Raw genomic sequence first — 1,311 nt, forward strand, 5'->3', positions numbered from 1 at the left:
GCAGGACAGTCAGTAGAGGAATACTTTGCAATGCCCAAGTCTATTGCTGGTATAACGCCGATAGTGCAGGAACTATTGCTGAAAATAGAAGAATGGCGTACACACGACCGAATAAACCAAATATCCTTGTTTTACAACCAATTTCTTTCAAATAACTCCCATCATCCTCACTCTTTGCATCTGTTACCTGTGGATCAAGAGTGGTTGCGTAACTTACAGCAGCAACGGTGGTCTTCCCGATCTCTACCTACCTTTACGATGGACTGGAATAAGCTATTTTCATCGTTAATCGAGCAATATTTCTTTATTTCCCTCTATCGTGTTATCGCCGAGTCTTTGGCTAGCGAAAACTCCCACCGTCTTACCTCTATGCAAGTTGCTCAAAAGAATATAGAGGAGTCTCTCGAAGAACTTACTGCTCAGTTTCAACATCAGCGCCAGAATTCTATCACCGAGGAACTGCTAGATATTGTAGCAGGCTTTGAAGCGTTGAACGAGACAAAGTAAAGCTCAAAAATTTCCATGTACAGGACGCGCGATCGCTTAAACTAGCCTTGGAACTAGGGTTAAAAAGTTATGTTACAGCCTGCACAGACTATATCTATTTTTCAAAAGCAACCAGATCCCAAGGTGTTTGTAGCTGGTCAAATCATCTTTGAAGAAGGACAACCAGGTGATTATATGTATGGCATTCTTGAAGGAGAGGTTGATTTATCTGTTGATAACAAGATAGTAGAAACGATCGCAGCGGGAGAGGTTTTTGGCACAGGATCACTTGTTGGTATAAAAAACAGAACTTACACAGCGATCGCAAAGACTGACTGTAAGTTGGCTTTTCTAGACGAACAAAGGTTTTTATTTGCTATTCAAGAAACACCGATATTTGCACTTTTAGTCATGAAAAGTTATTCCCAGCGCCTTAGTCGTTTAGAGCATCAGATTTAACCGACATTCGGCTCCTTACCTGGGGAAAACCAACTTTTCATCACTATTGGCGGCTAAATACACCACCAGCTTGATCATGGAGAAGGCAAGATTTAATCATGATTGCCTTCTTCAATCAAGAGTAAGGAATGTATAGCAATCCCATCATTTGTGCAAGAAAAATGATAAAGGCTGAAAGCTTTTTCTCTTAAATGTTGCTACACATCAAAAATCTTCTAAGGGCGAACCCTACAGGAACCTGTAGGGTACACCCCTATCCTATTTGTTGCTCCATTTAAGAGAATTGGCATAACAGGGAAATCGCCATAATTAACCATATTTAACACTATATTAAAATGTTGATAGCATCTTATTTGCTGGCAAAAG

The 1,311-nt window shown here is 40.3% G+C and carries 2 protein-coding genes; both read left to right on the top strand.

The window, feature by feature from the left end; translation table 11 throughout:
- The coding region (locus G4P69_RS38340; protein WP_208355237.1) for a F0F1 ATP synthase subunit gamma at nt 1-507 on the top strand (507 nt) is incomplete at its 5' end.
- Nucleotides 508-576: 69 nt separating this feature from the next.
- The gene (locus G4P69_RS38345; RefSeq protein ID WP_208344568.1) at nt 577-945 is read left to right on the top strand and encodes a Crp/Fnr family transcriptional regulator; all 369 of its coding nucleotides are present in this window, start codon (nt 577-579) and stop codon (nt 943-945) included.
- Nucleotides 946-1,311: the final 366 nt, after the last annotated feature.

Origin of the sequence: Aetokthonos hydrillicola CCALA 1050 (assembly GCF_017591665.1) — a bacterium.
GTDB lineage: Bacteria > Cyanobacteriota > Cyanobacteriia > Cyanobacteriales > Nostocaceae > Aetokthonos > Aetokthonos hydrillicola.

Coding starts and splice junctions, on each gene's coding strand:
- G4P69_RS38345 (WP_208344568.1), top strand. CDS start 577: ATGTTACAGCCTGCACAGACTATATCTATTTTTCAAAAGCAACCAGAT.